General features: G+C 54.0%; 15 protein-coding genes. 10 read left to right on the plus strand and 5 right to left on the minus strand.

Going from position 1 to position 19,788, the window contains the following annotated elements:
* Positions 1 to 5 precede the first annotated feature (5 nt).
* The 9 genes from OEV49_01620 to OEV49_01660 all read left to right on the plus strand — a co-directional run bounded on the left by OEV49_01620 (position 6) and on the right by OEV49_01660 (position 6,934).
* Positions 6 to 365, plus strand: a complete 360-nt coding sequence (locus tag OEV49_01620) for a hypothetical protein (protein MDH3889755.1) — start codon at positions 6 to 8, stop codon at positions 363 to 365.
* Positions 366 to 1,229: an SCO family protein gene (locus tag OEV49_01625; GenBank protein ID MDH3889756.1), complete on the plus strand. Its 864-nt coding sequence runs from the start codon at positions 366 to 368 to the stop codon at positions 1,227 to 1,229.
* Between the two features lie 6 nt (positions 1,230 to 1,235).
* Complete coding sequence (gene coxB / locus OEV49_01630) at positions 1,236 to 2,198, plus strand: cytochrome c oxidase subunit II (protein MDH3889757.1); 963 nt, start codon at positions 1,236 to 1,238, stop codon at positions 2,196 to 2,198.
* Positions 2,191 to 3,822, plus strand: a complete 1,632-nt coding sequence (gene ctaD, locus OEV49_01635) for a cytochrome c oxidase subunit I (GenBank protein ID MDH3889758.1) — start codon at positions 2,191 to 2,193, stop codon at positions 3,820 to 3,822. Before coxB ends, ctaD begins: the two co-directional genes overlap by 8 nt.
* A 4-nt stretch (positions 3,823 to 3,826) precedes the next feature.
* The gene (locus OEV49_01640; protein ID MDH3889759.1) at positions 3,827 to 4,474 is read left to right on the plus strand and encodes a cytochrome c oxidase subunit 3 family protein; all 648 of its coding nucleotides are present in this window, start codon (positions 3,827 to 3,829) and stop codon (positions 4,472 to 4,474) included.
* Positions 4,475 to 4,477: 3 nt separating this feature from the next.
* Positions 4,478 to 4,918: a cytochrome C oxidase subunit IV family protein gene (locus OEV49_01645; protein MDH3889760.1), complete on the plus strand. Its 441-nt coding sequence runs from the start codon at positions 4,478 to 4,480 to the stop codon at positions 4,916 to 4,918.
* Positions 4,919 to 5,007: 89 nt separating this feature from the next.
* Positions 5,008 to 5,937 (plus strand): COX15/CtaA family protein, encoded by a 930-nt coding sequence (locus OEV49_01650; protein ID MDH3889761.1) that lies wholly within the window; start codon positions 5,008 to 5,010, stop codon positions 5,935 to 5,937.
* A complete protein-coding gene (locus tag OEV49_01655) occupies positions 5,934 to 6,524 on the plus strand; it encodes an SCO family protein (GenBank protein MDH3889762.1) in 591 nt (196 codons plus the stop codon). Before OEV49_01650 ends, OEV49_01655 begins: the two co-directional genes overlap by 4 nt.
* The gene (locus tag OEV49_01660) at positions 6,521 to 6,934 is read left to right on the plus strand and encodes a DUF420 domain-containing protein (protein ID MDH3889763.1); all 414 of its coding nucleotides are present in this window, start codon (positions 6,521 to 6,523) and stop codon (positions 6,932 to 6,934) included. The genes OEV49_01655 and OEV49_01660 overlap by 4 nt, the downstream gene beginning before the upstream one ends.
* Positions 6,935 to 7,327: 393 nt before the next feature.
* Here OEV49_01660 and OEV49_01665 read toward each other — a convergent pair whose 3' ends face one another.
* The 3 genes from OEV49_01665 to OEV49_01675 form a co-directional block, all read right to left on the minus strand.
* Entirely contained in the window at positions 7,328 to 9,895 is a 2,568-nt protein-coding gene (locus OEV49_01665; GenBank protein ID MDH3889764.1) for a hypothetical protein, read from the minus strand.
* A 160-nt stretch (positions 9,896 to 10,055) separates the two neighbouring features.
* Positions 10,056 to 12,545, minus strand: a complete 2,490-nt coding sequence (locus OEV49_01670) for a hypothetical protein (protein MDH3889765.1) — start codon at positions 12,543 to 12,545, stop codon at positions 10,056 to 10,058.
* Positions 12,546 to 12,708: 163 nt separating this feature from the next.
* Complete coding sequence (locus OEV49_01675; protein MDH3889766.1) at positions 12,709 to 15,225, minus strand: hypothetical protein; 2,517 nt, start codon at positions 15,223 to 15,225, stop codon at positions 12,709 to 12,711.
* Between the two features lie 327 nt (positions 15,226 to 15,552).
* Here OEV49_01675 and OEV49_01680 point away from each other — a divergent pair, with 327 nt between their 5' ends.
* The gene (locus tag OEV49_01680; protein ID MDH3889767.1) at positions 15,553 to 16,389 is read left to right on the plus strand and encodes a T9SS type A sorting domain-containing protein; all 837 of its coding nucleotides are present in this window, start codon (positions 15,553 to 15,555) and stop codon (positions 16,387 to 16,389) included.
* Between the two features lie 346 nt (positions 16,390 to 16,735).
* Here OEV49_01680 and OEV49_01685 read toward each other — a convergent pair whose 3' ends face one another.
* Together OEV49_01685 and trkA are read right to left on the minus strand one after the other, a co-directional pair.
* Entirely contained in the window at positions 16,736 to 18,334 is a 1,599-nt protein-coding gene (locus OEV49_01685) for a TrkH family potassium uptake protein (GenBank protein MDH3889768.1), read from the minus strand.
* Positions 18,335 to 18,355: 21 nt separating this feature from the next.
* The gene (gene trkA, locus OEV49_01690) at positions 18,356 to 19,711 is read right to left on the minus strand and encodes a Trk system potassium transporter TrkA (GenBank protein ID MDH3889769.1); all 1,356 of its coding nucleotides are present in this window, start codon (positions 19,709 to 19,711) and stop codon (positions 18,356 to 18,358) included.
* Between the last annotated feature and the right edge of the window lie 77 nt (positions 19,712 to 19,788).

Below are 19,788 nucleotides of genomic sequence, written 5' to 3' on the forward strand. Positions count from 1 at the left end.
GAAACATGACAAGCGAAAACTCAGACAAACAGACAGAGCACAAAGACGACGGCTACGACCGCCACGACATAAATGTGCGATGGGTAGGTGCCATCACGATTATTACGATTATCGTGATAGCCGGGTCGGTGATAGCCCTCTACGAATACTTTGTGTATGAAAAAGAACGACAGATTTACGAGCTTACACTTGAACCTGAATCAGAGAAGTTGCTGGAGCTGCGCGTGCTCGAAGAGAAGACCCTGACCACCTACGAATTGAAGCCGTCCGTCACCGGCACCTATCGAATACCGATCGACAGCGCCCTTAAACTGATGGCCGAGGAGAACAGCCCCAGCAGGGCAACATCCGGAGGGAACCGTTAGATGCACGGTACTGCAATCATGCTCCGGAATATGGCGGTTCTTTTGCCTCTTTTGCTCTTGATGGTGACACCGTGTTCACGCGCCCAGATCGTGCGTGACCAACCGGTCGAGTTGAAAGCTATCGATGTCGAAGAGCATCTCGGAGAGAAAGTACCGTTGGACCTGGTCTTCACCGATGAAACCGGTCGCACCGCCGCGCTTGGTGAGTTCATGCAAGGTGACAAACCTTGCTTGATAATCCTGGGGTATTATCGTTGTCCCATGTTGTGCAATCTGGTTTTCAACGGACTGGCCGACGGCCTTAACGACCTGGGCTGGCCGCTGGGTGACAAATACACTGTACTGTCGGTGAGCATTGCGCCTGATGAGCGACCCGAACTGGCCGCAGCCAAAAAAGAAAACTATGCCCAGACAGTTACGGCCAACGGGTTTGACGCAGGCTGGCTCTTTCTCACCGGCGTGTCCGAACAGTCCGGGGCTTTGGCCGACGCCGTCGGTTTCAAGTACTACTGGGATGAATCGAACGAACAATGGGCACATCCCGCCCTGGTGACAATACTTGCACCCGATGGAACCATTAGCCGCTACCTCTACGGCATCCAGTTTAACGAACGTGATCTTCGACTCGGACTGGTGGAAGCGTCGCAGGGGAAAATCGGCAGCACCATGGATCGCATAATCCTGTACTGCTTCCACTACGACCCCGATGCCGGAGGTTATGTGGTATTTGCCGGCAACGTAATGAAACTGGGTGGATTGTTAACTCTGGCCCTTTTGGGCGCCTTGCTTTTGTTTCTTTGGTTGCGTGAACGAAAACGAAAATCAGTCAATCCGGCACCGACAACGCAGGGTGCAGGATTTTGAGGAAGCATGGATAGCAGTTTTACAACGATAATGCCGCCGCAATCTTCGACTATCGCCTCAGAAGTAGATGCTCTTTTCTATTTCATATTGTACGCCGGGCTGGTCATTTTCAGTATTGTGGTCGTGCTGTCCGCATTGTTCGTGCTGAAATACCGGCGGAGCAAACGAGCCAAAACATCCGGGGTGGATCACAACACGGCTTTGGAGATAGTCTGGACGGCCGTACCAACGGTGCTGATCATCATCGTGTTCATCTGGGGATTTCGGGGGTTCATGAAGATGAACGTGGTGCCCAAGGATGCTATCGAAATCAAAGTGACCGGCCAGAAGTGGTTCTGGAGTTTCGACTATCCGGACGGTGTCACCACCGTGAACGAACTGGTGGTGCCCATCGACAAACCGGTTAAGCTCCTTATGTCGTCAAAAGACGTGATCCACAGTTTCTTCGTTCCTCAGTTCCGCGTAAAGATGGATGTGCTGCCCAACCGATACACCGTAACGTGGTTTGAAGCTACCCGACAAGGGACATACAACTTATTCTGCACCGAGTTCTGCGGCAAAGGACACTCGGAGATGATCGGCGCGGTCAAGGTGGTTTCGAACGAAGACTACCTGGCCTGGCTCGAAGAAGGTGCGTCACTGGGCTCCGACTTGCCACCTGAAGAGTTCGGCGCCCGGCTGTTCGTGGCCAAGGCGTGCAACACCTGTCACAAAATGGACGGCTCGTCATCAACCGGTCCCAGTTTGAACAACATCTTTGGACACTCGGTCCCGCTTGAAGACGGTACCGAGACAACGGTCGATGAGAACTATCTGCGGGAATCGATGTTGAACCCAATGTCCAAAGTGGTGGCCGGGTATCAACCGGTGATGCCGACCTATCAGGGACTCTTGAGGAACCATGAGATCGACGCTTTGATCGCTTACATCAAGTCGCTGAACAAAGGCGAGGAGCCGACGCATGAATAATCAGGTTGCACAGCACAACTATCTGAGCGAGCCACGCGGAATCAAAGGCTGGTTGTACACGCTTGACCATAAGCGGATCGGTGTGCTCTATTTGTTCGGTGTCATGATAGCTTTCGCGCTCGGTGGGTTCTTCGCCATGCTGGTGCGGCTGGAACTGTTGAGCCCGAACAAAATCTTGGTCGACGCCGATACCTACAACCAACTGTTCACCCTACACGGCGCCGTGATGATCTTTCTGTTTATCATACCATCGATCCCGGCCATACTGGGCAACTTCGCGCTGCCGTTGATGCTCGGCGCCAAGGACGTTGCCTTCCCGCGCCTCAACCTGGCCAGTTGGTACATATATGTTCTCGGAACGCTGATCGCGCTTTTCTCTTTGTTCACCGGCGCCGTCGACACCGGCTGGACTTTCTACACACCCTACAGCACGCAGACGTCAACATCGGTTATCTCGATGACTTTCGCCGCTTTCGTGCTCGGCTTTTCATCGATCTTCACGGGGCTGAACTTCATAGTCACCATTCACAAACTCCGCGCCCCCGGCATGACCTGGTTCAAGATGCCGCTTTTCGTCTGGGGACTCTATGGCACGGCGATCATTCAGGTGCTGGCCACACCGGTGCTCGGGATCACGTTGCTTCTCTTGATTGTCGAACGAACGGTCGGCATCGGTATCTTCGACCCGGCCATGGGGGGCGACCCGGTCTTGTTCCAGCACTTCTTCTGGTTCTACTCGCATCCGGCCGTCTACATCATGATTCTACCCGGCATGGGTATAATCTCAGAAGTTATTTCGGTTTTCTCGCGCAAGAAGATTTTTGGATACAAGGCGATCGCCTTTTCGAGCCTCGGCATTGCCTTTGTGAGCTTCCTGGTTTGGGGACACCACATGTTCCTGAGCGGTCAGGCGGAACTGGCTTCTATGATCTTCTCGTTTCTGACTTTCTTCGTGGGTATACCTTCGGGTATTAAAGTGTTCAATTGGGTGGCAACGATGTACAAAGGGTCCATCGACCTGAAAGCGCCGATGTTGTACGGCCTGAGTTTTCTGTTTTTGTTTTCGATCGGTGGCTTGACAGGTATTTTTCTTGGGACGCTGTCGGTAGATGTCCACCTGCACGACACCTACTTTATCGTTGCACACTTTCACTACACTATGATGGGCGGAACGGTGATGGCTTTCCTGGCCGGCCTGCACTATTGGTGGCCCAAGATTTGGGGACGTTTGTACAGCGAAGGCTGGGCCCGGGTAGCTGCGCTGTTGATCTTCATTGGATTCAACATGACCTTCTTCACCCAGTTCCTCCTGGGTACTCAGGGGATGCCGCGCCGGTACTATAGTTACCTCGACCAGTATCAACCGTTGCACGCCTTTTCGTCGTTCGGTTCGTGGGTGCTCGGTTTGGGCTTCATCATTATGGCTATCTACCTTATCGAGGCCATTTTCCGCGGACGACCGGCCGGTGACAACCCGTGGGGTAGCCTGACCTTCGACTGGCGCACCACCTCGCCACCTTCGCCGCACAATTTCGATGAGATACCCAAAGTCACGCATGGTCCCTACGACTACGACACCGTTACTCCGGTCGAAACCTATCCTACCGAGAAGGAGCAAGGCTAACCCCATGCACGACCCTTCGGCCACCCCGCATCATCTGGAACACCACTTCGCCGACGTGGAACAACAGCGTGAGTCGGCCAAGCTGGGCATGTGGATTTTCCTGCTGACCGAGGTGCTGTTGTTTGGTGGCTTGTTCGTTGCCTATTCGATATATCGCGCATGGAATCCGGACATTTTTCACAACGCCCACGTACACCTGGATGTCACGCTCGGTGCCTTGAACACGGTTGTGCTTATTATCAGTTCGGTGACTATGGCCTTGGCTATTCGTAGTATGCAGCTCGATCTGAAGCGCGCCACTTTGATCAATCTCGGCATCACGCTGGCCTTGGCCCTGGTGTTCCTGATTGTGAAGTACTTTGAATACAGTCACAAGATACACCTCGGCCAGTTGCCGGGGAAGTTTTACAGTTTTGAAGGAGTAGCCGGCAGTAACCCGCACATTTTTTTCAGCATCTACTTTTTGATGACCGGCCTGCACGGTATTCACATTCTCGGCGGTATGGCCACGATTGGATGGATAATGTGGCGCACCACCCGCGATCACTTCTCGCCGGAATATTACACGCCGATTGAGATGACCGGACTCTACTGGCATTTGGTGGATTTGATCTGGATTTTCCTTTTCCCGCTTTTCTATTTGATAGGTTGAACGATGACCGCACATGACGACAAAACCAAACCGCACATTCTCCCGTTGTCACTCTATCTGACAATCGGTGGTGCTCTGCTGGTGCTCACCGCTGTTACCGTGCTCGTCTCGTTCTTCCAGTTCGGAGCGTACAATCTGGTCGTGGCCATGTTTATCGCCGCCATCAAGGCAACGCTGGTGGCGCTGTTTTTCATGCACCTCAAATATGACAACAAGGTGTATCTATTGGTGTTCGTGCTGGCCATATTGTTCCTGGCTGCCTTTATTATCTTCACCATGTTCGACACCATGCAGCGCGACCAGATTTATCGAATCAAGTCGGGACCGATTGACAAGGACGCGATAATTTACGAGACTCAGACCGGTGCAGATTCGACATCGGTAGAAGCAGATTCAACAGCGAATCGTGCAGATACTGTCACTATCATGGATGAAGGTCATTAGATGGCGTAACTGCGGGCGTTTGTCGTTCACGGGACGCCAATGAAGACAACGGCATCGTGACGTAACCGGACAGAGGAGGTTCACAGGCGATGAACGATTTCAGAAAAGTGGCCCTGGCGGCGACGATAGCAACCTATCTTCTGATTCTCATGGGCGGTTTGGTGCGCGTCTCCGGCGCCGGGCTGGGTTGTCCCGATTGGCCGACATGTTTCGGGCGATGGATTCCCCCGACCAGTGTCGAACAACTACCGCCCGACATAGATACCGAACAGTTCAACTTCAGGCTGGCCTGGACCGAGTACATAAATCGGCTGTTGGGGATGATAGTCGGACTGTTGATTGCATACACGGCGATCCTGGCCTTGATGCAATACCGTCGCACGCCGCGTATCCTCTATCCAAGTATCGCTGCTGCTGTGCTGGTCGCGATCGAGGGCTGGCAGGGTAGCCAGGTGGTCGCATCAGAACTGAAACCGATCATCGTCTCCGCCCACATGGTCCTGGCGCTCATAATTGTCTGCCTGCTGACCTACGTTGCACACCTGGCCCACATGCTGGAGGCGGACGCATCCTCGAGCTACCGCCTGCCCAACACCTCACGAAACCTGCTGGCCGGTCTGGGCGTCATAACTGCCCTGCAAGTTGCGCTGGGCATCCATCTGCGAGAAACGCTTGAGATCATCGCCGCGGGATTTTCCGGACTAACCGAACAGGAGTGGCTGGCCCGAGTTGGACTTCCTAATCACATTCACTTGTTTATCGGCATACTGCTGGCTGTCTCGACATGGCTGGTGATGCTCAAAATCCTTCGGATAAAAGACAACTGTTCACCGATGGTCAAAAAAGCGGCCCGGGTGCTTTTGGTCCTGTCGCTTCTGCAACTAATGGTCGGTCTTAGCTTCATCCCGTGGGGCCGGGTACCGGTGTTGCAGCTTATGCACATGTGGCTGCCGACGCTTTATATAGGCACCTTGCTGCTATTGTACCTGGCCGGTCGTTCGTCAAGGAGGTTGGCATGAGAGGTATTGGCCTGATCGTGGCGTTGTTCATTCTGACCCTGATACTGATCGGCAGCGCTGTATTTATGAAATGGACAACCGAGGAGTCAGAGCCACTCGCGCTCTTCGGAGAGCTGCCTGAGTTTCAGTTTACCGATCAGTCGGTCAAGGCTTTTGGAAAAACGGAAATGCTGGGCAAGGTTTCGGTGGTCGATTTCATTTTCACAAGGTGCAAAGGTCCGTGCCCTTTGATGGCGGTTAACATGGAACAGCTTTACCGCGATTATGCAACAAACAGTAATATTCAGTTTGTTTCGATTTCGGTCGAACCTTCGCACGACACACCGGAGGTGTTAAGCCAGTACGCCATCGCACGAGGTGTGAACGATGATCGATGGAGATTCCTGCACGCGCCTATCGAAAAAGTGGTCGAGCTTTCCGAGCTTGGATTCAAGCTGGCCGCCGACGATCTTCCCGGCGCCCATACCACCCGCTTTGTGCTGCTGGATACGCTGGCACAAATACGTGGCTACTACAGCGGCACCGACACGGCCAGCGTTGCTGTGATCCAGGCCGATATCTCAAGACTGACCGGGACGGCCAGGTGACTTTCAACGACCTGCCGACAATCAACGCCGCGTTGAACTGCACCGGTACAGTATTGCTCATATTCGGCTACAGGTTTGTCAAACAAGGACGACAGACGGCACATAAGAGATGCATGATTTCCGCCCTATGTGTGTCGGCCTTGTTTCTGACTTGCTATCTTATATATCATGCCGAGGTTGGATCGGTACCGTATCCGCATCACGACTGGACTCGCCCGCTCTACTTCGCCATTCTGGTGCCGCATGTAATTCTGGCTGCATTAATGGTGCCGTTCATCCTGATCACGGTCTGGCTGGCCTGGCGCGAGAAGTTCATCAGGCACAGACGGCTGGCGAGACTCGTCTGGCCGGTCTGGTTGTTTGTTTCGATCAGCGGCGTGGTGATTTATCTGATGTTGTATCGGCTGTAGCACGATCTGGGTGGCCGTCTCAAACCTTCAAGCTGTGTCATAAACGGGTTTCGCGGGGTCCTGACCACGCCAACAGCGTGGTTGTGACCCTGCGATTCTCGGCATGGTGTTGTGGCAGAACAATCTCAGGAACCACCGGTTCACACGCTCGCCTTCGGCGAACGCAGGAACCAGTGGAACATACAATTACGACACAGCCTGCTTGTTTGGGACGGCAGGTCACCCTTCGACTCCGCTCAGGGTGAGGTTACAAGATTCTGTAGGGCGGAACCCTCTTAGCGGTTCCGCCACGTTGCGGTATGGGGCAGATGTGGACTTCTGCCGCCCACGAAGTCAGGCGAGTCGCCAGACAGCACCTGCATGGTAGACGGCAGAACCGAAAACGGCTCCGCTCTACTTGATAACGGCCAGTTTACCGATCTGAGACCCATAGTCCGACTCGACCACCCAGTAGTACAAGCCCGTCACTACCCACATGGTGTTGCGCGTTATGAGATTCCATCGATGTGTCGAGGCCGTGCCGGATTCAGGCTGTTCGTCATGCTGGAGCTTGCGCACCAGGTCGCCATCAAGTGTGTAAATGGATATCGTACACTTGTTGGGCAGATTTGCGAAATAGACAGTGGCCGAACGTGACGGTGCAAATTGGCCGGCCCGATTTTCAAGGCCGCGATCGGCATAGTCGGCATCCAGCCGGTACGGGTTGGGATAGCAGTAAACATCAAGTTGGCCGTTGTTCAGCACCGCCTCGCCTTGCTTTACCGCCATAACCTCGATCATGTTCTTATAAGGTGAGGACTCCAAAGCCTCCAGGCTCTTGGGGGGATGACCGAAGTCAAAAGCAGTTACCGTTACGAAATAAGGCAGGGTTGGAAGCAGGTTGTCCATGACGTACTCGTACTCATAAAAGCGCATGCGACCTTCTTCGTCGACGTCGGTAGTGTCGTTCAACGCATCCGGATAGAGTTTGTGGATACCTTCGGGGCGGCCCAACTCTGATGCGTTGTAGTCGACTTTCTCGAAGTAATAGGTGTTGCCGTCGGCCACCAGCGGGAAGCCGTATCGGTATTCGAGGGGATCGAAGGATTCTCCGTAACGGGCTTGTAGGGAGTCAAGGGTGAACGGCAGTTCCTTGAGCATAAAACGTTTGCGGCGCCTGTCCCAGGTGTAGCGGTTGAAATCATGCCGATCATAACTGGCCAGCAGAGTCGGCTCATCGGCGATCTCCGAACGCGACATATAGACGCGGTATCCTTCGAAATCGTGGGCGCGGCTGAACTGATCGAAATGCGTTTCGGTGAGACGACCGTTCCAACGAAGAGTAATCCGGCCGTTATCCGGGATCACTCGCAACTCCGGCGGTGGCGGCGGGGCGGCGCCGTTCAAATCCGGTACGCCGTCACCTTCGTAGTAGACCCTCACGGTGTCGTTAACCTCCGGGTCGTAGCGGTCGAAGTACTTTCCGGAGTCGCCATCAAAATCGGTATCGACGCCGGGATTGTCGAATATGAGTCGTGCCCATCGGACATTGGTGACAAGGTCGTCGAAATCCAACTGGGCTACAAATGGATCGGGCTGAAGCGGATCAAAAAGCCGATGGAAGGCTCCCCGGTCGTAGTGCACCTCTTTGCCGATTGCCATGGCTACCGAAAAATTAACGGCGCCGCCCGGCGGTATGGTCGACGGTCCGTATGAAACCACGACTTCCGGCAAGAACCCATTGGCGATTTCTTCGGCATACTCATGCGGTGGTAGCCAGCCACCGTTCGAGTAGTCGATAGCCGCGCGGTAGCCTGAGTAGTCGATTTCCGGTTTGGACATCAGGTAGTATTTCTCGCGGTCGCTGAGCGGAACACCCAGGCCACCTTCGAAGAGTCTGAGCGGCCAGTCAGCCGTGCCCTTTTTTCGCGGACCCCAATTGTAATGGGTGCCTATGTTATCGTACCACCAGTTGAAATTGTACAGGCTGGCGCCCTGGGGAATCCTTAGCGGCGCAATGGCGAAGGCGCTCGAGGTGTTGACCATATCCCATCCAAACGAGTGCGACCAGCCGTCGGCATCCAACAGCCAGGCCGTATTGAGAAGTTCATCGCCAAGCTCCTCGAATTCGTGCGGCCAATATCGGATGTACCCGACGACGTCATCATCCGGCGGCGCGAATTGCTCACTTCGATGTTGATTGCAGCCGACATAGTAGATGCCCACGAAGGCATCGTAAATGGTATCGACGCCGACGTTTTCGATCTGATAGTCGACAATCATCACATCGCGGATATATTTGTAGGACCAGCTATAGGTCGTTTGCGCGACAGAGAGGCCGAGCGGTTTGTGACTGCGGGCGTCGTAGTCGTTGTATGGAATCCACCAGCCGGACCCAATCGTGTCCATATAGGTAGTGGTGTGCTGCAATTCCGCTTTCGCCTCGGGGCTAAAGTATTCCGACGTTGGATCATCCGATGTGGTGTAGATAAAACTCGACGGCCACTCGAACGGCCAGAACTCCATGGGTGGCATCCAGGTGTTGCCCTTCCAGTCCGTCTCAATCGCCGTTGAAACCAGCGTGTCGCCGTTAAGTACGCCACCCACCCAGAGAGCGGTGTAGTATCCATGTTGGACGCGGCTCATACGTGGATGGTAAAACGTGGGTGCTTGCTTGGATTCCTCCGGCATCTGAAAACGGAAGACATTGCCCATAGCGCCGTTGTTGTGAATAGTGGTCCAGAGGTAACCGTTGTTCTGTAACTGGTAATCAATCCAGGGCCAGTACTCGGCCGCTTTCAAGGCGGGACGCGCATGCACGGAACTGTCCGGGTGAAACAACAGAGGTTCACGCGCCAACGCCTGCTCACCCAAAGTGGTACATACAATCAGCAACAGGGCCAAGATCAGCGATATTCGAACAGGCGTTGTTGCGCCGGACCATCGCCGAACATTCAGCAAGAAACAGAGGGGCTCTCTCATACTCTGGTGTCTTTGACTGACAGTCGGTGCTTTGGCCTTGTCCAAAGCTACCTGTCTCGTTCCGTCAATGATAACTTACGACCGGACTGCCGCGATAGCCAGCACTAATTCAGAAGACGCAGATTATGCGGGCTTGTCAGAGGTGGAAAGAGCTTTCCAATTACTTGATAATAACCAGCTTACCGACCTGGCTGTCGAACGTAGTTTCGACCACCCAGTAGTAAAGACCGGAGACAACCCATTGCGTGTTTCTCGAAATGATATTCCAGCGATGAACCGACGCCGTGCCCGAACCTTCAGCTTCATCGTGTTCCAGTCGTCTCACCAGGTCACCATCCAGGGTGTAGATTGAGATACTGCACTGGTGCGGCAGGTTTGCAAAGTAGATCGTCCCGGCTCGGGCGGCCGGGAGTTCGTTGCCGCGGTTTTCGTAACCGCGCTCCGGATAGTTGGCATCAACTCGATACGGGTTGGGATAACAGTAAACATCCAGTTTGCCGTCGCGAAGCACATCTGCACCCTGCTTGATAGCCACTGCTTCCACCATGTTCTGGCGTGGATGTGACTCCAGTGCATCCAGACCCTTGGGCGGATGCCCGTGATCGAAGGCGGTCACCGACACCCAGTAAGGAACCGTAGGCAGAAGGTTTTCAATGAAGTACTCGTACTCATAGAATCGCATCCGTCCCTCTTCGTCTACATCGGCCGTATCGTTGATGGCATCGGGATAGAGTTTGTGTATACCTGACATCGTTGATAGATCGGAAACATTGTAGTCGACCGGCTCGAAATAGAACCACTCATCACCCACTTCCAGAGGATCTGCATAGGAGTAGGCATAGGGATCGAGATCGTCACCATACAGAACCAGCAGCGAATCGAGTGTGAACGGCAACTCGGTCAGCATGTATCGCAGGCGACGCTGATCCCATTTGTAGCGGCTGTAATTATGTTTGTCGTATGAGGTCAGCATTGCCGACTGGTCGAAATTGGCCGATCTGGAAATATACACGCGATATCCTTCGAAGTCGCGGGCATAGCTGAGGGGGTCAAAGTAGTTCTCGGTGTTGCGACCGTTCCACCTGACGATAATGCGACCGTCCTGTGGGGTAACCCGCACATCCGGCGGTGGCGGTGGCGTAGCGCCGCGAAAGTCGGGTACACCGTCACCCTTGTAGTAGATTCTGACGCTGTCGCCGGTCATGGTATCGAATCGATCAAAGTACTTGCCGGAATCACCGTCAAAATCAGTATCGATACCGGGATTGTCGAAAACCTGTTTGGCCCAGCGGACGTTGGTGATCAGATCATCGAAATCCAATTGTTCCATGAAGGGATAGGGGTTGAGCGTATCGAAGGTCTCACGATAGGCCACGCGGTCGTAGTGTACATTCTCTCCGATGGCTATAACCATGGTAAGATTGGTTGCCGCGCCGGGCGGCAGTGTCACCGGTCCGTATGAAGTGAGCACCTTGGGGAAATGCCCGCGCGCCGTTACACCGGCATACTCATGGGGTGGCAGCCAGCCTTCGTCGGAGTGGTCTACCGCCGTCTCGTAGCCATTATAATCGACCTCGGGTTTGGACATCAGGTAATACTTGTGTTCGTCGCTGTAGGGAATTCCCAGGGCTCCGGCAAACCGGCGCAGGGGCCACTCATGAGTTGCTCTTTTTCGAGGTCCCCAGGCAAACCGCGCCCCTTCCTGATCGGTCCACCAGTTGAAATTGTACAAGCTGGCGCCCTTGGGTACCCGCAAGGGTGCAAAGGCCGACGCTGAGGCAGTGTTTATGAAGTCCCAGGCGATGGAAAAAGAGTGCCCGTCATTGTCGAGAACATAGGCCAACCAGAGATCCTCCATGCCGACCTCTTCGAACTCATGGGGCAATGATCTGATGTAACCTTCAACATCGTCATAAGGAGGCCACGGTTGTTCGCCGCGATGAAAGACACCACCCACGTGATAGAAACCAACGAATCCATCGTAGATCGTATCCCTGCCCTTGTTCTCGATCAGGTAGTCGATCAGAATGAAATCACGCGCGTATTTGTAGGACCACGAGTAACTGGTCTGGGTCACCTTTAGACCCATTGATTTATGGTCGCGACCATCATACGGGTTGTAGGGAATCCACCAGTAGTCTTCGGCCGTGTCGGTGTACACCGCTTCGACTTCAAGCTCTGCTCTCGCATCCGTATCGAAGTAGGGTGAGCCGGGGTCGTTGGAGCGAACCGTCATGTTGCCGAACGGCCATTCATCCGGCCAGAATTCCATCGGATAGCCTCTATCGTAGACATCCCAGAAGTCCCAGGCGACATCCATACCGACCGTGACCAGAGTGTCCCCACGAACTACGCCGCCGACCCACAGCGCGGAGTAACGGCCATGCTGCTTTCGATTATAGCCCGGATGGTAGTATGACGGCGCCTGTTTGCTTTCATCGGGCATCTCAAAGCCGAAAATGTTGCCGATAATGCTGTTGTTGTTCACGACATTCCACAGGTATCCGTTGGCGTGAAGCCGGTATGTAATATATGGAAAGGCAGCAGCCTTTTGATCAGGCCGATCGCTTTTCTTGGGTGCTTCATAGAACTGTGACAAGCGTTGAGCCCAGCTATCGCCGGTTATCAACCCTGAAAGCATGACTACCATCAGAGAGACCAAAACTGACTTGTTACAAACCCTGTGCACTAATCGGGTCTCCAATCCTAAACATACTCCACAGTATAATATACGATTCCAAATCTTTTGTAACAACTGTTCAGTGGCATCACATGATTGGTCGGATGAGCGTTGCAGCCCTTACAAGCTACGCTCATTTCAGAATGACCAGTTTGCCGATTTGGTTGCCAAAATCCGATTCCACTGTCCAGTAATAGAGACCGGTAACAACGGCTTCGGTGTTGCGGGTGACCAGGTTCCAGCGATGAACCGACGAAGTTCCGCTTCCGGGTGGTTCGTCATGTACCAGATTCTGCACAAGGTCGCCGTCGAGTGAGTAGATCCTGATACGACAGCGGTGCGGGAGATTGGCGAAATATATCGTTCGCGCCCGGTCGGCGCCGGATTCATCATGACGGTTCTCCAGACCCCGTCGGTAGTAGTCGTTATCCACTTTGTACGGGTTTGGGTACACGTACACATCCAGCTTGCCGTCTTTCAGGACCGCGTCGCCATGATCGAGGGCGAAAACTTTTATCAAAGACTGACTGATTGATGACTCCAGCGGGTCCAGAGACTTGCCCGGATGACCGAAGTCGTGGGCCGTGACCGCGACCCAGTATGGAACCGTCGGCAGCAGACCGTCTATTATGAACTCCCACTCATAGTAACGCATGTTCCCATCTTCATCGACGTCGGAAGTATCCAGCTCGGCATCGGGGTAGACCTTGTGGATGCCTCTTGGGTCCAAGAAGTCAGACTGATTGTAATCCACCGGCTCGAAGTAATACAAGACACCGTTGTGTTCGAAGGGCGTGACACGCGTGTATTCCAAAGGGTCGAACGACTCGCCGTAGAGTATCTGCAATGAGTCAAGGCTGAACGGTATCTCACGCAGTTCATACCGATTTCGCCTGGGGTCATAGCGAAAGCGGCTGAAGTTTTCATGGTCAATCGAAGCCAACAGTGTTGCCTCCTGCTCCAGGCTCGAACGTGACAGATAGACCCGGTAGCCTTCGAAGTCCTGGGTTCGTGTCATCGGGTCGATGTGGTTCTCAGACTCATAGCCGTTCCACCTGAGCTTGATACGCCCGTTCTCAGCCGACACACGAACAATCGGCGGCGGGGGTGGGGTGGCGCCGCGATAGTCCGGGACACCATCGCCCTCGTAAAACACCAGGACGGATTCCAGGGTTACAGGGTCCCAGTGAATAAAGGACTTGCCCGAATCGCCATCCTGATCGGTATCGACGCCGGGGTTGTCGTAGATCACTTGAGCCCAGCGAACGTTGGTGACGAGGTCATCCAGGTTGAGGTAATCCAAAAACGGCTTCGGGTTCCTGGCGTTGAACAACTCTCGGTAGGCCATTTGATCGGTGTGGGCATCCTCACCTATCACAATGGCCACCGCAAAGTTCTCGACACTTCCCGGGGGCAGAGTGAAGGGTCCAAAAGAGGTCACGATGTTCGGTTGCTGGCTGGTTACGTTTCTTGTGGCGCTGTATTTGGGAGGTTCCAGCCAGCCATCGTCGGAGTGATCCAGAGCGGACACGTATCCCCCGTAATCGATCTCCGGCTTGGACATCAGATAGTAGCGGTTGCGATCGCTCAACGGCATCCCCAGCCCACCGTAGAACGACCTAAATGGATATAACACTGTTTTGGCACGACGCGGACCCCAATTGTAAGTCGGTCCCCTGGCTCCATTCCACCAATTGAAATTGAATTGGATAGCGCCGGTTGGAACATGCAGCGGCGCGATACCAACCGCATGAGGTGAGCGGGCAAAGTCCCAGCCGAAGGTCTGCGCCCAACCATCCTTGTCCACCAACCAGGCAATTTTCAACAGCTCGTCGCCGAGTTCTTCAAACTCATGGGGCCGGGAATAAATGTACCCTTCCACGTCGTCCGGAAACGGATAAGGCATCTCGCTACGATGATGGGCGCAGCCTGAGTAGTACATACCCACCCAGGCCGACTTGATGGTATCCATCCCGATGTTGGCGATACGGTAATTGACAATCAGAAGGTCCTGCGCATACCGGTGTGACCAGGAGTAGCTGGACTGCAAGACATGCAAGTTCAGGGATTTATGCGTGCGGTTGTCGTAACTGTTGTAGGGTACGAAGGGATTATCTTCGAATGTGTCGGTGAAAGTGGCGTGGTATTCTATCTCGCCTGAGGCTTTACGGTCATAGTGCGGTGAGGTGGGCACGTTTGACCTGGCCTCAATACCGCCGCCCGGATAGAAATCCGGAAAAAACTCGCGTTGACCAATCTCGTCGATGGCCGTAGTCACCAGCGTATCATCGCCGACTACGCCGCCCACCCACAGGCCGGCATAGTAGCCATACTGAACACGACTATACGTCGGATAATAGAAAGTCGGCGCTGTCTTGCGCTGATCCGGAAGTTGGGCGCCGTACATATTGCCGATAATACCGGCATTGGTGATAGTCGTCCAGAACAAGCCGTTCATGTGGATTCGTGAAGTGTAATTCGGATAACCGGCCGTGGCCATCGGAGGAGGGTCAAAACGGGTTTGGTCTCTGGGCGGCGGGATCGAGTCCGTCACCTGGGCAGAGCTATCCGCACAAAAAACGGCTGTCAGCAAGAGTAGTATTAGCGACAGCCGGGCGATATTTACGGCAGCCAGGATCAAAGACGTCATTTTTGCAACCGGGCCAATATAGTATAAACAGCGGCCATGTTCAACCTCTATCTACAACTACCGGCAGTGCGGTTTTGTGCAAAAATAAATCGCACAACCGCACAGAATGGTTTGTAACCCTTCATTCTCTTGCAGTACGGCAGCAATAGGCAAATTGTTCTGAAATATGATCGGACACTCGTATTCCACGCACAAAACAGCAAGACTCTGCACAGAAAACTGCCCAGAAACAGCACTAAACGCATGATAATAAACCACTTGCCACTACAGAGCAGGACGGTATAGTTGTTGCTTCTGTATAGCCAATAAACCTATGAGGAAATAAACATGAGAATCTGCCTTGCCCTTTTGACTTTGGTGATGGTTGTCGTGTCCGGCGCTTTCGCATCCGACGCCTACTACCAGGAACAGATCGATGATGACGCCACACTCCGATGGACTTCGTTGTCCGATGACAGCGCCAAAGTGTACTGGAGCGCAGTGCTGCCCGGCAACGACGAGTTCGGCCAAGCGACGTCATATCTGAGTTTCGTTCACTCGGTGAACGACATCGACCCATCCCTGATACCGGATGGTGTCATCAGGCTGGTCAAGCTGAAACTGTTCCTGCATAACGCTGCCACCGGCGAGTTGGAAGTCACGGTCGATTCGCTGGACCTTGACAGTATCCGTCGGCGTCACTTTCTCATCGGACCCGACCTGGCCGATTCGATCAGCGTTCATGAGTCTGTCCTTGAGGACGGTGACTTGGAAATCGTAATAAGCGGTTCCTCAGGTGACTCGAAACGCCCAGACCCGACTTTTGTACTGCGTCGCTCGGTGTTGGACGTTTCATACACGCCCGCTCTACCGATGGCTGCGCCGGCCGACGGTGAGGGCATGCCCGAATCTTACATTTTGTCAGCCAACTATCCCAATCCGTTCAATCCTTCGACCACGATAGAGTACAATCTTCCGACCCGCTCGCAAGTGCGCGTGGAGGTGTTGAATGCTCTTGGCCAGACAGTACGTCTGCTGGTAGATGCGCCGGTTTCGGCCGGACTCCATCGAGTGGTGTGGGACGGTCACAGTCAGGACGGTACGCCGGTCGCCAGCGGAGTTTATTACTATCGCATCGTGGCCGGAGATTTGATCAACGCCCGCAAGATGATCCTGCTAAAATAGTAGGGCAGGTCTGTCCTCAGACCTGCCGATAAAGGCAGGTTCACGCCGCGGCGCGCAGGCGAAGACGGACCCGCCCTGCAAGACTCCGCTCAGCATGAGGTGAGATGACTCAGAGTGAGGTAAAGGACGCACGAAGCGCAATGAGTGATTTATCACCGCGAAGCGCGAAAAAGTGATTTATCACCTTCGACTCCGCTCAGCATGAGGTGGGACGACTCAGAGTGAGGCGAAGGACGCACGAAGCGCAATGAGTGATTTATCACCGCGAAGCGCAATGAGTGATTTATCACTGCGAAGCTCGGAGAAGTGATTCATCACCGCGAAGCGCAAAAGAATCATTTATGACTCACTTCCGCCAAAACGACGACCGGAAAATCACCAGCACTGTGAATATTTCAAGCCGACCCAACAGCATAGAGAACACTAGAATCCACTTACCCGGCAACGGAATCCAACCATAATTCTCAATCGCGCCGACACCGGACAGACCAGGACCGATATTGCCGATAGTCGCTATCGAACAAGCCACCGCCGTGGTCAGGTCGGGCACGAACAAGGTCATCAGGAATGCCACCACCACGAACAGCCCGACAAACAGGATTGAAAAAGTGACCACGTTAATGATCAACTTGTCGTCGATTGCCTCCTCGCCGATTTTGACCGGCGCAACCAGCCTGGGTTGGGTCAGCTTGCGCAACTGATTGATGGCCATCCGCACTACGATCATTATTCGAATCATTTTCATGCCGCCACCGGTGGACCCGGCGCAACCACCGAAGAACATCAGGGTCACCATCAGTATCAAAAGAAAACTAGGCCAGAGATCAAAGTCGAATGTAGCAAACCCGGTCGTGGTCACAACGGCCACCGTCTGAAAGACAGCCACTCGAAAAGTATGTCCGAAAGTCTCAAGCTTGGCCTGTTGATCGTTGTAGTGCTCATTGAATTCGACAGTGGTCATCGGTTCGTTTCGAAAGTGTTGGCTGGTGGCTTCCGCCGTGTCGAGCTTGCCGAAATAGAGCACACCCGTGATCACCACCACCGCCGCCACGATGACGCCATTGTAGAACAGGAATTCCTTGTTGGTCAACATCGAACGGACGTCGCCCCGGAGGGCGCGAAAGTGCAAGACGAAATTCACCCCGGCCAGGTACATGAAGATGATCACCACCCATTCGATGAAGGCAGAGTTGTAGCCGGCGATAGATTGGTTACTGTTGGAGAAGCCACCGGTGGCCATGGTTGCAAAAGCATGGCAGACCGAATCGAACAGACTCATGCCACCGACCATCAAGAGAACGGTTTCGGCCGCCGTGAAAATCAGGTAGACACCCCACAGGATGGACGCGGTTTGCTTGAGCCGTGGCATCAGTTTGTCTTTGCTGGGTCCCGGCACTTCGCCGCGAAACATCTGGTAGCCGGAAGCACCCATTGTCGGCAGGATGGCTATAGCCAAAGTAATAATGCCCATCCCACCCAACCAGTGGGTCAGAGCGCGCAGGAATAACAACGAGCGCGGCATGGCCTCAACGTCGCTTAGAATGGTTGCGCCGGTAGTGGTGAACCCGGACATGACTTCGAAATAGGCATCGGTGAAGGCATAAGCTATACCGCCCAGGTTGCCAGCGCGGCCGGCCATGAAATAAAGGCAGAAAGGAATAGCGGCCACAAAGGCCAGCGCAAACCAACCGAAGGTAACGATTGCATAGCCCTCCTTGACCCCTTGATAACCACTTCCCCGCCTGAACAACAAGGCCAAAGCGGTTCCGCAAAGAAGCGAAAACAGAATGGCCACGGCAAAGCCGCTGACTTCCGGCAACTGAAAGGCCGAGGAAATATCGGTCGACCAGCCGTCATAAATGCCGATAGCCAACGGCACCATGAGCACCAGCCCCAGCACCTGCATTAGCTTGCCGACAGTATAAGCGACGGCTGTTTTATGCATGATCCACCTGTGTTAGCGGCCTCATTGCGCTTGAAACAGTTTCGATATCGCCTTAAGATTCTTGTGGTGCGTGATCATGATAACATGATCCCCGGCCTCAATCACTGTATCTCCACTCGGCAGGATCATACGATCCTCGCGCACCACGACACCGACTATCGAACCCTTCTTAAGCTTGCTTGACATTTTCTTGATAGGCCGCCCGGCTGCGTAACTGTGGAGTTCGACATTGAACCGTACCGCTTCGATGTCGACGTCGGAGAGACGCACCACCGCACCGATATGACCGCGCGATATTGTCTCCAGAATCTCGCGCGCCGTGGTCAGCCTTGGGTTCAGGACATGGTCGATCCCTATAGAGGAAAATATCTTGCCGTGATGTGACTCGGTCGTGATAGCCATCACTTCATGGGCACCTTCGGATTTGGCCAGAAGGGCTGAGAGCATGTTGTAGTCCGCGGCGTCGGAACAGGCGATGAAGAACGATGCGGCATCGACATTGATCTCGCGCAGGACGTCGTGCTCGGTGCAGTCGCCGTGGATCACTTCGACATTGTTGAATTCGGGCGCCCATTTTTCGGCGTGCTCAATATCGGGATCGACAAAAACCACTTTGTGGTCGGTATCGTCCAGAGCCTCGGCCAGTTGTACGGTTGAATAGGAATTGCCGGTAATGACAATTTTGCGACTCGACTTGGATTCCACCCCGACCAGTTCGAGGAATCTATCCATCGATTCCCGTGGGAACAGTGAGTACAGTATATCGCCCGGTTGAATTCGCTCATCACCATCGGGAATGATTCCACTGCCGTTGCGCACGACAGCAGCGAAGAGCACGACATGCGGGGCGATCTCGTTGCGAATCTCACCCGGCGTTTTGCCGGCCAATTCCATGGATTCGGTAATCCGATAACCCCGCATCAGAATCTTCCCGGACTCGAAATTGGCCGACTCGACAGCATGTGGAGTTTCGACAAACTGCATGATATGATCGACCAGGACGTTTTCCGGATGAATAACCGAGGTAACGCCAATCTTCTCCAGGTCGATGGCCGATTGCTCTTCTGAGAATTCACGATTGCGCAGCCGGGCGATACGGCGGCCAACTTTGTACTGAGCGGCAAAAGCGCACACCACCATGTTGACTTCGTCATTGGGTGTCACGGCCAGCACCATGTCGGCGCCGTCGAGCCCTGCCTGAAGCAAAGCTGACGGGGATGAACCGGAGCCGTTGAGCAGTTGGATGTCGAGTTTACTCGATATCTGGCCGCACAACTCCGGGTCCGACTCCACCATCGAGAGTTGATGTTTTTCTTTCAGCAGGTGTTCGGCCAGGCTGTAGCCGACCACACCGCCACCGACAATGACTATCCTCATCTCATTTCTTTCCAAGTTCAACGGCCAGGGTTTCGAGCCCCCGGCGACTGAGCTAATCTCTGCTTTGGCCGTCCGAT

This window comes from Candidatus Zixiibacteriota bacterium (assembly GCA_029860345.1).
Lineage (GTDB): Bacteria > Zixibacteria > MSB-5A5 > GN15 > FEB-12 > JAJRTA01.

What these genes read in the sequence shown, in the direction of transcription:
- OEV49_01620 (MDH3889755.1), top strand. Translation starts at nt 6, where the DNA reads ATGACAAGCGAAAACTCAGACAAACAGACAGAGCACAAAGACGACGGC.
- OEV49_01625 (MDH3889756.1), top strand. Translation starts at nt 366, where the DNA reads ATGCACGGTACTGCAATCATGCTCCGGAATATGGCGGTTCTTTTGCCT.
- coxB (MDH3889757.1), top strand. Translation starts at nt 1,236, where the DNA reads ATGGATAGCAGTTTTACAACGATAATGCCGCCGCAATCTTCGACTATC.
- ctaD (MDH3889758.1), top strand. Translation starts at nt 2,191, where the DNA reads ATGAATAATCAGGTTGCACAGCACAACTATCTGAGCGAGCCACGCGGA.
- OEV49_01640 (MDH3889759.1), top strand. Translation starts at nt 3,827, where the DNA reads ATGCACGACCCTTCGGCCACCCCGCATCATCTGGAACACCACTTCGCC.
- OEV49_01645 (MDH3889760.1), top strand. Translation starts at nt 4,478, where the DNA reads ATGACCGCACATGACGACAAAACCAAACCGCACATTCTCCCGTTGTCA.
- OEV49_01650 (MDH3889761.1), top strand. Translation starts at nt 5,008, where the DNA reads ATGAACGATTTCAGAAAAGTGGCCCTGGCGGCGACGATAGCAACCTAT.
- OEV49_01655 (MDH3889762.1), top strand. Translation starts at nt 5,934, where the DNA reads ATGAGAGGTATTGGCCTGATCGTGGCGTTGTTCATTCTGACCCTGATA.
- OEV49_01665 (MDH3889764.1), bottom strand. Translation starts at nt 9,895, where the DNA reads ATGAGAGAGCCCCTCTGTTTCTTGCTGAATGTTCGGCGATGGTCCGGC.
- OEV49_01670 (MDH3889765.1), bottom strand. Translation starts at nt 12,545, where the DNA reads ATGGTAGTCATGCTTTCAGGGTTGATAACCGGCGATAGCTGGGCTCAA.
- OEV49_01675 (MDH3889766.1), bottom strand. Translation starts at nt 15,225, where the DNA reads ATGACGTCTTTGATCCTGGCTGCCGTAAATATCGCCCGGCTGTCGCTA.
- OEV49_01680 (MDH3889767.1), top strand. Translation starts at nt 15,553, where the DNA reads ATGAGAATCTGCCTTGCCCTTTTGACTTTGGTGATGGTTGTCGTGTCC.
- OEV49_01685 (MDH3889768.1), bottom strand. Translation starts at nt 18,334, where the DNA reads ATGCATAAAACAGCCGTCGCTTATACTGTCGGCAAGCTAATGCAGGTG.
- trkA (MDH3889769.1), bottom strand. Translation starts at nt 19,711, where the DNA reads ATGAGGATAGTCATTGTCGGTGGCGGTGTGGTCGGCTACAGCCTGGCC.